This is a genomic window from Rhizobium sp. Root1204, from assembly GCF_001424965.1.
Classification (GTDB): Bacteria; Pseudomonadota; Alphaproteobacteria; order Rhizobiales; family Rhizobiaceae; genus Pararhizobium.
The window spans coordinates 65,356-75,105 of record NZ_LMCZ01000010.1 but is presented as its reverse complement, the minus strand read 5'-3'; the positions used below and the strand labels follow the sequence as shown (position 1 = coordinate 75,105).

17 protein-coding genes and 1 tRNA gene are annotated in these 9,750 nt (G+C 56.2%); 11 read left to right on the top strand and 7 right to left on the bottom strand.

Annotated elements, in window-relative coordinates:
- Positions 1-248 precede the first annotated feature (248 nt).
- Positions 249-584 (bottom strand): hypothetical protein, encoded by a 336-nt coding sequence (locus ASC96_RS33805; RefSeq protein WP_060503422.1) that lies wholly within the window; start codon positions 582-584, stop codon positions 249-251.
- A gap of 1,641 nt (positions 585-2,225) precedes the next feature.
- Here ASC96_RS33805 and ASC96_RS12715 point away from each other — a divergent pair.
- Positions 2,226-2,414, top strand: a complete 189-nt coding sequence (locus tag ASC96_RS12715; RefSeq protein ID WP_060503420.1) for a hypothetical protein — start codon at positions 2,226-2,228, stop codon at positions 2,412-2,414.
- A gap of 129 nt (positions 2,415-2,543) precedes the next feature.
- Here the strand turns inward: ASC96_RS12715 and ASC96_RS32625 are convergent, their stop codons facing one another.
- The 3 genes from ASC96_RS32625 to ASC96_RS12705 form a co-directional block, all read right to left on the bottom strand.
- On the bottom strand, positions 2,544-2,966 hold the full coding sequence (locus tag ASC96_RS32625; RefSeq protein WP_156397478.1) for a hypothetical protein: 423 nt from the start codon (positions 2,964-2,966) through the stop codon (positions 2,544-2,546).
- Positions 2,967-3,114: 148 nt separating this feature from the next.
- Positions 3,115-3,279, bottom strand: a complete 165-nt coding sequence (locus ASC96_RS33185; RefSeq protein WP_162246349.1) for a hypothetical protein — start codon at positions 3,277-3,279, stop codon at positions 3,115-3,117.
- Positions 3,280-3,377: 98 nt separating this feature from the next.
- Positions 3,378-3,560, bottom strand: a complete 183-nt coding sequence (locus ASC96_RS12705) for a DUF3606 domain-containing protein (protein ID WP_060503418.1) — start codon at positions 3,558-3,560, stop codon at positions 3,378-3,380.
- Between the two features lie 680 nt (positions 3,561-4,240).
- Here ASC96_RS12705 and ASC96_RS12700 point away from each other — a divergent pair.
- The 7 genes from ASC96_RS12700 to ASC96_RS31675 all read left to right on the top strand — a co-directional run bounded on the left by ASC96_RS12700 (position 4,241) and on the right by ASC96_RS31675 (position 7,208).
- A tRNA-Asn gene (locus tag ASC96_RS12700) sits at positions 4,241-4,316 on the top strand.
- Between the two features lie 597 nt (positions 4,317-4,913).
- Complete coding sequence (locus tag ASC96_RS12695) at positions 4,914-5,261, top strand: hypothetical protein (protein WP_156397476.1); 348 nt, start codon at positions 4,914-4,916, stop codon at positions 5,259-5,261.
- A gap of 203 nt (positions 5,262-5,464) precedes the next feature.
- A complete protein-coding gene (locus ASC96_RS33800) occupies positions 5,465-5,677 on the top strand; it encodes a hypothetical protein (protein ID WP_244482020.1) in 213 nt (70 codons plus the stop codon).
- Positions 5,677-5,868 (top strand): hypothetical protein, encoded by a 192-nt coding sequence (locus ASC96_RS12685; RefSeq protein WP_060503415.1) that lies wholly within the window; start codon positions 5,677-5,679, stop codon positions 5,866-5,868. Before ASC96_RS33800 ends, ASC96_RS12685 begins: the two co-directional genes overlap by 1 nt.
- On the top strand, positions 5,852-6,193 hold the full coding sequence (locus ASC96_RS12680) for a head-tail adaptor protein (RefSeq protein ID WP_060503414.1): 342 nt from the start codon (positions 5,852-5,854) through the stop codon (positions 6,191-6,193). Before ASC96_RS12685 ends, ASC96_RS12680 begins: the two co-directional genes overlap by 17 nt.
- 9 nt (positions 6,194-6,202) lie before the next feature.
- Positions 6,203-6,775 carry a hypothetical protein gene (locus ASC96_RS32620; RefSeq protein ID WP_244482023.1) on the top strand — a complete coding sequence of 191 codons (573 nt, stop codon included), beginning with the start codon at positions 6,203-6,205 and terminating at the stop codon, positions 6,773-6,775.
- Positions 6,684-7,208, top strand: coding sequence for a DUF3168 domain-containing protein (locus ASC96_RS31675; RefSeq protein ID WP_244482019.1), 525 nt, complete (start codon positions 6,684-6,686; stop codon positions 7,206-7,208). The genes ASC96_RS32620 and ASC96_RS31675 overlap by 92 nt, the downstream gene beginning before the upstream one ends.
- Here ASC96_RS31675 and ASC96_RS33795 read toward each other — a convergent pair.
- Positions 7,111-7,416 carry a hypothetical protein gene (locus tag ASC96_RS33795; RefSeq protein WP_244482021.1) on the bottom strand — a complete coding sequence of 102 codons (306 nt, stop codon included), beginning with the start codon at positions 7,414-7,416 and terminating at the stop codon, positions 7,111-7,113. The genes ASC96_RS31675 and ASC96_RS33795 overlap by 98 nt on opposite strands.
- Between ASC96_RS33795 and ASC96_RS33790 the strand changes: the two genes are divergently transcribed.
- The 3 genes from ASC96_RS33790 (at position 7,415) to ASC96_RS32615 (ending at position 8,896) form a co-directional block, all read left to right on the top strand.
- Positions 7,415-7,591 carry a hypothetical protein gene (locus ASC96_RS33790; RefSeq protein ID WP_244482017.1) on the top strand — a complete coding sequence of 59 codons (177 nt, stop codon included), beginning with the start codon at positions 7,415-7,417 and terminating at the stop codon, positions 7,589-7,591. The genes ASC96_RS33795 and ASC96_RS33790 overlap by 2 nt on opposite strands.
- A 356-nt stretch (positions 7,592-7,947) precedes the next feature.
- Entirely contained in the window at positions 7,948-8,268 is a 321-nt protein-coding gene (locus ASC96_RS12665) for a hypothetical protein (RefSeq protein WP_060503412.1), read from the top strand.
- Between the two features lie 301 nt (positions 8,269-8,569).
- Complete coding sequence (locus ASC96_RS32615) at positions 8,570-8,896, top strand: hypothetical protein (protein WP_156397474.1); 327 nt, start codon at positions 8,570-8,572, stop codon at positions 8,894-8,896.
- Positions 8,897-8,905: 9 nt separating this feature from the next.
- On the opposite strand, the gene ASC96_RS32610 is transcribed toward ASC96_RS32615, so the two are convergent.
- Together ASC96_RS32610 and ASC96_RS31670 are read right to left on the bottom strand one after the other, a co-directional pair.
- Positions 8,906-9,049 (bottom strand): hypothetical protein, encoded by a 144-nt coding sequence (locus ASC96_RS32610; RefSeq protein WP_156397472.1) that lies wholly within the window; start codon positions 9,047-9,049, stop codon positions 8,906-8,908.
- Between the two features lie 174 nt (positions 9,050-9,223).
- A complete protein-coding gene (locus ASC96_RS31670; RefSeq protein ID WP_082512054.1) occupies positions 9,224-9,418 on the bottom strand; it encodes a hypothetical protein in 195 nt (64 codons plus the stop codon).
- Positions 9,419-9,750 lie beyond the last annotated feature (332 nt).

Below are 9,750 nucleotides of genomic sequence, written 5' to 3'. Positions count from 1 at the left end.
CCCATCACATCGTCTCGAACCGACATAAAGCACCGCCTTAAAAGAATCAGGTGCTCGACACAGAATCACAAGTGATTCTTTCGATTCAAGATTTCAGCGAAAGCTTTTTGTAAACGAGTCAGCTACTTATGGGTAATTGCAAGACGGTGAAGGCCGTCTTGCGATGATGGGCTGCTGACTGCCAGTCCTGGTGGTAACACTACGAGTGGTCATATGACGAAGCATCGAATTGAGGTGATCACGTCGGTTCAGCGCCGCCGCCGCTGGTCACACGAGGATAAGGGCGGTTTGTCGCGGCCTGCTTTGAGTCGCATGCGGTTATCTCGGAGGTTGCCCGCGCTGCTGGAATCCATGTCAGCCAACTCTTTCGCTGGCACAAGGAGCTTTGCCAGACCGAGGAGCCTGCGAAACACGCGACTTGATGGCACTGGAAGTTGGCGCTGCAACTGGTGCAGGCTATGGCGAAAAGAGCGCGCTTCGTGTGGCCCAAGCTTCTCGGCGGCAAAGCCAATCATATCGCGCAGCAAATCTGCATCTGCGCTCTTCTCAACAAACGAACGCAGGTTCATCATATCGTCGGTCATCGGTGGTGTCCTTCAGGTTGGTTCTAAGCAACCCGACCCCTACCGGAAATCACCGATGGCTATGAAATCCAGCTACACCACTCGCTGGGACACGATCACTCCATCGACTGCCCGCTTCGTAGGTTCTGCTGCGAAAGTTCATGCCAGTTTGCCGCACTCCGATTTCGCATGTCGTCGAGTACGGCCTTTTCCACCGGCGCTTGCGCCATGGCTCGACGCGTGTCGTTCACCGTCGGGCCATCTCTTTACCAGAGGCCAGCGCCGATCACCCCGTCCCGACACGCACGGCGCGCTGGCCGTTCCATAAGCAACCAATCACGCGATATTATACAGATGCACAACAACACCGAAAATGGACTTTGCAAAACCCCTAAAATTGCAGTGTAGTCTGTGCACTCTTGGGAGAGAGTGCGCGCATATTTCTAATTCATAATGCGAGCCATTTTAGCGCCGCCATCTGGAAACGGATGGCGGTTTTTTATTGGTCGGCACCAACTACAATCCACGTAAAAAACCCCACCGCAGTTTTTGGCCGCGGTAGGGCGAGGCGGAATCATATCACCCGTTACAGAGGCCTAGTTGTTCGATGGGCCGCTTTTTCGCTTAGGTGTTGCAGCGGTGGTGGACCCGGATTGGTCGGGCAGGGGTATCGGTTCCAGATCCAGTTCGGGAGGCCGCGTAGTGTCTGTTGCAAGTGATCCAGTGCTCTCGCCGTCAATCTCCCGTTCCGCCTGAATCCAATGGTCCTCATGGCGGCCGTCAGGATTTCCTTCGGTCTCCCAAAGCGAATAGGCTCGCTCTTTCACTAGGTGCTCTCTGTCTATCATTACTTCCTCCATTTACTGCTGATCAAGACGGCCCCCACCTCCGAGTATTAACTACGGAAGCGAGGCCCTCTCAAAGCACCTCGCTTCCGTGCCGGCGGCCCTAATGAGGCTGATGCCGGGAGGACGCGTGGGAGGGCGCGCCACCATCGAACCACGGGAGGTCCGACGGGGCCCAACTGGTCGAGGCGTGGTTAGTTCCACCACTTGTGAGGAATTATTTTTTGAACGCCGGGCGCAGCCACTGGCTCGCTTTATTAGCGGGCCCTACGATGTCTTGAAACGGCCGCTGATTGAGATTGTTCCGCGTCGAGGCTCTGCTACGATCGCCCCATGTCTCCGGAGTGGCCCATGTTCATACTTCAGTGCCTAGTGGTCGTCGGACTCGCGGGCGTACTATTCATTCGCGGTCCGGGTGACTAGGCGGGGGAGCATGTGAGCACAGCCAGCGGCAGTATTGATTGGTCTGCGCGCTTCAGGGTGAAGTTTGGGGAGCCGCCTGGATTGGATTAGCTTGGAAATACGAATATGCTGATTCAACCCACTGCGCCCCGGGAACCCCACCTACAACTTGAATTAAGCCGGCGGTGGTTGCCACCACCATCGCCGCTAGATGCTTGTCGATGCAATTGCCAACACTCCTGAGATGCCGGCGGTAAAACGCTACAAGGATGGTTTCCCCGCTGGTCCTAGGGCTTTGCGACAACTTTTCATGGGCATGCAGAAAGGCAAGAAGGGCGAAACCGGAGAATTGCAATGGCAGGACATTCACTCTGCCACGTAAGACCGGACGAAATGGAACGCAGCGGTCGCTGCAATGACAGAGGACCATTTCCGGACATTGACTGAAACAGTGTCAGCCAAGAGCCTGCGCGAAATTGGTGAGGCACGAGGTTACAAGGGGCAGTACGCGATCGAGGCAGGACGCAGGCTCTTGGTGGCTGCAAATGATAATCTGATGGACGCGCTGAAACTGGCAGAAGAAGGAAAAGCCGAGGCGGCCTGACTTTCTGACAGTTCATCTCCCTATATAGATGAAGGGATGAATTCCCAACGGCCGCCTCTGTGCGGCCGTTTCTGTTCGGCGTTGCCGACCCTGCGCGAGTGATTAGCGCGGGGTAACTATTGACATCAACTAAGATGCTTTCCTTCGAATATCAATTGAAACGCCGTCGTTTGGGATGCGAGCGATTTTCATGACTGGTTTTCCTGGAATTTTAGAAATAACGACAGTGCTGATCAACTTGGGAAAGGGCACCTTTAACAGCTCTTTGTGTTCTGCCTCTAAAACCGAGACCCTCGAACTCAAGTCGGAGTGTCGCGCATGGTCGGACCATGTAGACCGCAAAAGTGCCAGGATGGTAAACACTGCACCAAGTAGAGCAGTCGCTCCGGATGCAAGTGGCAAAAAGGCCGACCAAGGCACGCTCGCCGGAATAGCCAAGACCATAATGGCTGTAGCGGCCGACGCTGTTGGGCAACTCACTGCTAGTGCGCCCAACGCAAAACCCGCGTTCCCAAACATCGGTGATTTTTCAGGCCTGTCGAGATAACTCATTCAATCCGCTCCGGTTGGAGCGATCGACTATCTCTTTAGATTCAAACAACCTCACAATGAGAAACGTCAAATTCTAATCACCCAGCGCGCCTCCTCCGCGACGGGCGATCGTGCGGCCGCTCCTTCCCTGAGAAGTCGAGCGGCCGCTTTAGTTATGCGGCGATCCGGCGCGCTGCCTTGGAGGCGTTTTTGATGTCATTTCATCGCCATATTGATCGAGAATCTTTTGGGCGTCTTCGACCGCGATGCGATGTTTTTTCGCGAATACGATAACGTCTTTCAGCGGCGTTACCGCCTGGTCATGCTCGGGCATTGTCATTCTCCTGAGAATAAATCGGCGCGCACAAAGGCCAATCGGCCGCGCAGCCGTCTACCGTTTATATGGATAGGGAACGCCGAGTTTTCTAGTGGCTAATGTTTGAACCGGTTTGCCGCCTTGTCGGCGGCATCTCGGTCAGGCCCATGTGCCTCGATGATGCGCTTAGCATCCTTGAGTTCCAAGCCATGCTTCTTCGCGAAGTAGGCGACTTCATATTTCTCGCCGCCTGCCACCAGTTTGCGGTCCTGACCTTGCTTTTGCTTGTTATCCGACATTTTCGTCTCCATCGGTTGTCACCGATGGTCAACGATTGACGGAATCGTAAGTTCCACCCCATCCCCATGCGCGCCTCCTCTCGCTGCGCGGTGATCGCGCGCCAGGTTGAGGTCCGGAAGATAAACCGGTCGCCTCCCTGGCGCTTTTGTTTTCTGCGTGGTTGGTGGTTGGCGCCGGCTGCCCAGGTTATGACGCTGGGGTTAGAAGTCGAATGATAGTTGTCGAGGCCACGACCTCATATGCGCACAGACGTGTTCCAGACGACCGAACCGCATACGAACATAAGCTCGAACACTCACTAACTTTGACGCGAACGCTTTCATGTTTGCTTTCTCCTATCTTGGGTGGACGGATTTCCACCTCTCTAGGGCATGTGCCCTTTCCGCATACGAGTTCAGATAGGTCCTGCCAGCGCCAACCGCTGGTAGAATAGATTACTATCGCCGACGGTTGCAAGGGGTTTGCTATGTGGGGAATTGCTTTCAGCATCTGGCCTTCAGAGTGGCGGTTAGGCGCTTGCGATGCCGTAGAGGACAATGGCCGTGTCGTCGGCCGCTGGTACTGTTTCGGCCCGATTGCCGTCACCTACGATCACGAATAATGCGGTTAAGAGCGCCGGTGCGCTCATCGGTCTCATAAGCCGAACTAGGCGGTTCAACTCCGCGGCCGCAACTAGTCATGGAATGTAGCTCAGTTGGTAGAGCAGGCGACTGTTAATCGCCTTGTCGTTGGTTCGAGCCCAACCTTTCCAGCCACTTAGACCGATCCACCCACCACCAAGGAGACACCCATGAAGACGTTCTGTAAAGCAGTCATCTGCACAGCCAATGCAATGCTCAAGGCTGCCAACGCTCGGTAGTGCCGATCCGACCACCCCGCTTCACTCCCGCCACACAACGCACCAAAGCAGAGCGCAAGCGCGATGCAGCGAAGAACAGGGTACAGGTGCCATGGTATGGCACCGCTCGGTGGCGACAGATACGCGAGGCTCAGTTATCGGCCTACCCACTATGTGTCATGTGCCTGGACGACGATGAAACGATCACGGCTGCAGAAGTCTTTGACCATGTCGTTCCCCATCGCGGGGACGAAGCGCTGTTCTGGTGCGGCCCGTTTCAATCTTTGCCATCGCCACCACAATGGCGCCAAGCAACGAGATGAGCGCGCGAAAGAGCGCCGAATAGACATAAATGATATCAATGCTTTGCTTGACTAACGGGTAGGGGCGGGTCGGATCTCTTCCTGTGCCGGCCCACTTATCGGCGACCTAAGCAATTTTTCTCATCCGCAAAATTTGAAATTTGGAGATTGGTGCCATGGCAAGGCCAAGGAAGCCGACGGCTGCCCTGGAATTGAAGGGCGCCTACAAGAAAGACCCGCAACGCAAGGCAGAGCGCAAAGCCGAGCCGAAGCCATCCGGCGAGGTCGGTCCTGCGCCGAAATTCTTCGATGCCGATGAAAAGATGATTTGGGAAGACCTCGCCGGATTCGGTTTCTGGCTGACGGACGCCGATAGGCTGATACTCGAAATTGCGGTGAAGCTCATGTCGATGTTCCGCAATAACACGCTCGACGGCGGCGGCATCTCAAAACTCATCACGGCTCTGTCGAAGTTGGGTTTTAGTCCTGCTGATAGAAGCAAAGTCCAGGCGCCAGGCGCCAAGGAGCCAGACGCGGACCCTTACGCAGACTTTAAGTGAGATCATGGAAATCGATGTCGAGAAGTATCCGCACGTAGCGGCAGGCTAACGCAGTACGCGATATCGGCGCAGCGGGATCCGCCATTACGGCGCGACAGCCCCTCTATTACGACACATCCACCGCCAAGTGGAATCCGGCCGACAGCACTGCGCCAACGGCCGCAGCGCGTGTCGCCACGGCAATCGCGCTGAACTCTGCCTCGTTGAATCAGCCGGTCTCGCTGCACAAGTCTGGCGACCTGGCCGTCGGGTCCGATTTGACGACCGGCGTTAGTTATTACCTTGTCGGGGCTGCTGCTGGAACGATTGTTCCGGTTGCCGACCTGACCACGGGTGATTACCCGCAGCTCATCGGCATTGCCAAGTCGACCAGCGTTCTCGCCGTTTCGTTTGTCTCGGCCGGCGTGGCTCTGTAATGTGGGTCCGCTTTACCGCGGACTTCGCCTGGCGTCAGCCGGCTTTCAGCATCGATTACAAGGCTGGTGGCGAACATAACGTCACCCGCGGCTGCGCTGACGAAGCGTTGACCAAGGGCGTTGCGGTTCGATCGCCAGGTAAGAAGCGGGACGAGAAGCGGGAAGTGAGGGCGGATGGCAAAGGCACCTAGTGCAGGCGCGGCCCGCCAGAAGGTCCATTTCCAGCAGCGAGTCACCCTCGACGACGGGATGGGCAACGAAACTTCGGACCAAACCATCTTCACAGACGCCGCCGAGTTCATCCCCTTGAGGGGCGGAGAGGGCGTGCAGGCGGCCCGCCTGACGGGCATTCAGCCTTATGTGTGCGCAGTTCCAATGCCTCGCGCGCTGTGGCGGCTGATTGGCAGAGTGGATGCTCGCTCCGGCGTCGTCTACGCGATCACCGCGCCGCCCGTGAACACCGACCAGAAGAATGCCTGGCTGGATATCATGGTGACGCAGGGGCGGGCTTCGTAGGAGGACGGCATGGCGCTGAAGGCTAAAGTCCAAGGTCGGGCGGCTGTTACGCGAAACCTCAATGCGTTCGTTCCGAATGCGCTGAAATATGCGGCCGAGGCCAACCTGAAGGTTGTTCAAGAGGTGGCTGAGAAGATCAGCGCCGTTGCGCCGACGGGCGCAACACTGGAATACATGGAAGGCTTCAGCGGGGATTTCCTCAAGAATCACCCAGCAAGAACCCCACCAAGGACAAGGACGCCGCCGGCCTCTCTGCTCCTTGGACCCGGCGATTTCTGGAGTGGTGCACTGCGCCGCATAGCACTGCGCCAGGCGGCGGAACAGTGGCGGGCAGGGCGACAGCATCCGCCAATCCGGCTGGTATGCACCCCGGCACGGCGGCGCAACCACATATTTGGCCGACGTGGAATGCCTTTCGGGCGACAGCCATCAAAATCAAGAAGGCTGCCATTGCAAAGGCCTTCCGAGAATTTAACCGGAAGTAAGCGCTATGGCGAGTCCAGAACTAGAGCTTCAGGCGGCCATCTTGCCACTTTTGAAAGCAGACGCGACTCTGACGCCGCTTGTAAATGGCGTTTATGACCAACCGCCGGCTACATGCTGGGTCACCCCGAAAGAAGGGTTCGTCACGATCGGCGAGGCGCAAACGCTTCGCGACGATGCAACCTGCCTTGAGGGCGGCAGGGTATTCCTGACGCTCCACGGTTGGTCTCGCAAGGTTGGTTATCCGGCCGTTCGCGCGATTGCCGATGCCGTGGTCGAAGCGTTGCATTTGGCACCACTGACCCTACCGACGCACAGACTGGTTTCAATCATGCAGACAGACGCGGACGTTTCGCGATCCGGACGGCCTTACCAGACATGCGGTCATCGACTTCATCGCGAGTTACGACCGGGCAGCTTGACTGTCCGCTGTCCTAGGGCGGCCCCACACCACCAAAAACCACCACGACCGGCCATGTGCCGGTTTCTTCACATGAAGGAACCATCACATGCCACAGCAATTGGGCCGTGAACTTTACATCCAGATCTCGGACATGGCTTCGCCCGGTCCCGCCGTCTTCAATAACCTTTGCGGTCTGAAGACGCGCAGCTTCAATCTGTCTGCCAATGAGGTCGACCATTCCATCGTGCACGAAGAAAACTTCCCGCCCAGGCATCGTTAACCGCGCCTTCACCGGCTCTGGTGCGTGCGTTTCTTTGGCGTCGACGTCGGCGTTCATGGTTCATGTCATCGAGGCGACTGTTTTTGACGCTAAGGTCATTGTTCCCGGCCTCGGCGTATTTACCGGCCCGTTCTTCGTCACCGATTTCACGGCCGACGGCGACATGGAAAACAACATGGAATTCAGCGCGACATTCACGCCGTCTGACGTCCTGGCCTTCGTGGCGGAATAACCTGCGGTCCAGAGGAGAATAGCCGCGCTCCGATCCGCATGTCGTCGAGCCGGCCTTTTTTCTACCGGCGCCAGCGCCGGGGCTCGACGGGTGCCGTTCACCGTCGGGCCATCTTTTGCCAGAGGTCCCCATGCACCACCCGCACCCACAATAGCGGATGGGATGGCCAGTTAAAGCCGTCGCCTTACGGGGTGGCGGCTTTTTTAACTCAGCGAATTAGCATGACTGAAAAATGTCGAAGCCCAACGCCAGAATTTCGCGTTCACTATTGCACGAAACCTACCTCATTTGGGGGATGCGGTCGCCTTGTGATTGCAAGACGTTTTCCATGGGCAATTTTGATGCAAGGAAATGCGATGCACGACAAGCTTGAATGGCTGATTATGCAGTGCCGCCACTTAAACTACACTTCGTTCACTGCCTGCTTTGAAGAACATCGCGATGCATGGGATGCGGGCGAGAGATTGCCTTATCTCGCTGGCGGCCTTGCAGCCCTAATTGCTTTTCTTGTCGGTGCATATGCGATTTATCGACATCACACTGCCATAATGGGTGCTGTGCATACGTATTTCCACATGGCTGAACCAATCGCCACAGAAGCCGCCGCAGTGCCAGCAGAGACGGAAATTCAAGCCAGCGTCGAAGTGTCATCGCCTTCGATGCGAAAGACCGGCTGACCGCACATATGCCGCACGGCGTCCTGGCCGTTCCATGAGCAACCAAACACGCAATATTATCCAGATGCACAACAACACCAAAAATGGACTTTGCAAAACCCCTAAAATTGCAGTGTAGTCTGTGCACTCTTGGGAGGGAGCGTACTGCATCAACTATATTGCGGATATGTAATGCGAGCCATTTTAGCGCCGCCATCTGGAACGGATGGCGGTTTTTTATTGTCATGTACGATGGCCGCTCGTGCATCCTTTTGCCTCCGTCCGCGTTGTTTGACCACGATCAGATGAGGACAGTGCCATCATGCGCGTCAGGAAATCACGCAAACGCTCCCTTTCGGGAAATGACAATGAGCTTGGCGAATATTTCGCGGCGTTAGAGGACGAGGAGTTTGATAGCGATGCGCGCTCAAACCCTTCAAGCCAAGGCACACCAGGTCTGTCATCTGCTGAAGAAGTTCGCCGGCTCACGGCATATGTCGCTTATCTACGAGAAAATGTTTCAGCTCTCGAACGTCCCCACAGCTCGCCACCCCAGTCGCACTCCGTAGGCGCGATTGCTAGCTTCGCAGCCATGGTGGGAGTGGCCGCTGTTTTTGGCATTCTCGCGCACCGTGTGTCGCGATTTTAGCTTGGCGTGCTAGTCCGGCGCGATAACACTTTCTTTTGGGTCTATTGAACCATCGTTCTCCGTCACTGGTAGGCTCGCAATATAGACGAGGACCACCGCCAGTGCTGAACAGACAAGCACCGCGAAAACTGCTTGGTTGCCATTACGGATCATGGCCGGCTCCTTGAACTGACTAAGACAAGAGTTTTCCAGCCGCTCTAAAGCCAGTGGCCGGGGGCAGCCACTGGCTCGCTTCAATTGCCGGATCGGGGCGCAGGAAGCTGCCGACGTTGTAGGGACCGTCGACATGCAAAAACTGCGCAGTCAGCGAATAGTTCCACTGTGGAGTCATCGGTTCGGTTTTTGTTTTTCGCCAGCGCTCTTGCCGTCAGAACTCCTTGAGCGCTCTTCAACGCGATCAGCACCCTTGTCCAAATCTGAGCCCTTTCGAGCTTCTATTTTTTTCTCTTCCGCAGCGGTACTTCTGCGCAGGCCTTTTGCAGATTCTTTGCCTTGCTTAGTCGGAGCTTGTTCGACACCCAACGGTACATCCTCCAGTAACATTACGATCCTCTAAAACGGCGGATGATTGAGATTGTTCCGCGTCGAGGCTCTGCTACGATCGCCCCATGTCTCCGGAGTGGCCCATGTTCATACTTCAGTGCTTAGTGGTCGTCGGACTCGCGGGCGTACTATTCATTCGCGGTCCGGGTGATTAGGCGCGAGGATGCACGACAAGGACCAACTCCGCGACAGCAACCATTCGGCGCTTCGCACGTTCCCCCACGGAGACTACTTTGCAGATAGCAGGGCAGGGCCGTTACCTTCAGCCATACGAAGCCATAGAGCACGATCCACGGGTTGCAGGAGGCAGA

Excerpts from the sequence above, each read along its gene's own strand:
- ASC96_RS12715 (WP_060503420.1), top strand. The coding sequence starts at position 2,226 with ATGACAGAGGACCATTTCCGGACATTGACTGAAACAGTGTCAGCCAAG.
- ASC96_RS12680 (WP_060503414.1), top strand. The coding sequence starts at position 5,852 with ATGGCAAAGGCACCTAGTGCAGGCGCGGCCCGCCAGAAGGTCCATTTC.
- ASC96_RS33805 (WP_060503422.1), bottom strand. The coding sequence starts at position 584 with ATGACCGACGATATGATGAACCTGCGTTCGTTTGTTGAGAAGAGCGCA.
- ASC96_RS33790 (WP_244482017.1), top strand. The coding sequence starts at position 7,415 with ATGGTTCATGTCATCGAGGCGACTGTTTTTGACGCTAAGGTCATTGTT.
- ASC96_RS32615 (WP_156397474.1), top strand. The coding sequence starts at position 8,570 with ATGCGCGTCAGGAAATCACGCAAACGCTCCCTTTCGGGAAATGACAAT.
- ASC96_RS12685 (WP_060503415.1), top strand. The coding sequence starts at position 5,677 with ATGTGGGTCCGCTTTACCGCGGACTTCGCCTGGCGTCAGCCGGCTTTC.
- ASC96_RS32610 (WP_156397472.1), bottom strand. The coding sequence starts at position 9,049 with ATGATCCGTAATGGCAACCAAGCAGTTTTCGCGGTGCTTGTCTGTTCA.
- ASC96_RS12665 (WP_060503412.1), top strand. The coding sequence starts at position 7,948 with ATGCACGACAAGCTTGAATGGCTGATTATGCAGTGCCGCCACTTAAAC.
- ASC96_RS33795 (WP_244482021.1), bottom strand. The coding sequence starts at position 7,416 with ATGAACGCCGACGTCGACGCCAAAGAAACGCACGCACCAGAGCCGGTG.
- ASC96_RS12705 (WP_060503418.1), bottom strand. The coding sequence starts at position 3,560 with ATGTCGGATAACAAGCAAAAGCAAGGTCAGGACCGCAAACTGGTGGCA.
- ASC96_RS32620 (WP_244482023.1), top strand. The coding sequence starts at position 6,203 with ATGGCGCTGAAGGCTAAAGTCCAAGGTCGGGCGGCTGTTACGCGAAAC.
- ASC96_RS33185 (WP_162246349.1), bottom strand. The coding sequence starts at position 3,279 with ATGCCCGAGCATGACCAGGCGGTAACGCCGCTGAAAGACGTTATCGTA.
- ASC96_RS31675 (WP_244482019.1), top strand. The coding sequence starts at position 6,684 with ATGGCGAGTCCAGAACTAGAGCTTCAGGCGGCCATCTTGCCACTTTTG.
- ASC96_RS32625 (WP_156397478.1), bottom strand. The coding sequence starts at position 2,966 with ATGAGTTATCTCGACAGGCCTGAAAAATCACCGATGTTTGGGAACGCG.